This window comes from Methylobacterium sp. J-048 (genome assembly GCF_022829515.1).
Lineage (GTDB): Bacteria > Pseudomonadota > Alphaproteobacteria > Rhizobiales > Beijerinckiaceae > Methylobacterium.
Window position 1 is genome coordinate 1 of record NZ_JAKSYL010000209.1, and the last position, 746, is coordinate 746.

Sequence of the window (746 nt, forward strand, 5' to 3'; positions counted from 1 at the left end):
CACTGCGCGGTGCCGAAGCTCGTCGGGCGACCGCTCGCATCCGGGTCGCCCTTGATCGTCGGGTCGAGGTTCGCGGTCGACTCGCCCTGCATGGTCGCAACAAGGGCCCTGGCAGTTTCCAGATCCGCACCCATGCCACCCTCAGCGACAGGCGCCTGAGCGAACTTCAGCCAGGACGCGACCCGTTCCTTGCCCCCCGCAGAGTTGGCGCCGGGCTTCCAGCGATGGCCGTGCGTGGTAATGGTCCCGTCACTCTCGGCCGGCAGACCACCGTCACCACCGTGAGCTTCGGCTGAGCCGCCACTGAGGGCGCGCTTCACCGCCCGCGCCGCTCGCTTGAACAGGCCCGGCCGATCCGCGGGGGCCCGTTCGCGCTGTTCATCGAACGACACGCCGTTGCGTACCGTCCCCGTCCCGCTCGAACTACCGGGCGGAAGCAATCCCATCTTCTCAAGCAGCCACGTCGAGGCCGATCCGACGCCCGACACTTCCTTGCCGCTGAACTTGTCCAACAGGTTCGACACCTGAACCGAGGCCTTCGCGATCCGCTCTACCGCGGTGGCGAACCGCTCCACGCGCTCGCTGAAGGCGTCCCACTTCTTGAGGAACTCGTCCCCGTTGCTCCCGGTGATGCTCTCGACCAATGCGCCGATCTTCTCGGCGACCCAGACGAGGGCCTTCGAGATGCCATCCATGATGTGCTCGACCTTCTCGGGGTTCGAGCGGATCCAGTCTTGGAAGCGATC

1 protein-coding gene is annotated in these 746 nt (G+C 66.5%); it reads right to left on the reverse strand.

Going from position 1 to position 746, the window contains the following annotated elements; all coding sequences use genetic code 11:
- The coding region (locus MKL09_RS32385; protein ID WP_244023305.1) for a hypothetical protein at nt 1-695 on the reverse strand (695 nt) is incomplete at its 3' end.
- Nucleotides 696-746 lie beyond the last annotated feature (51 nt).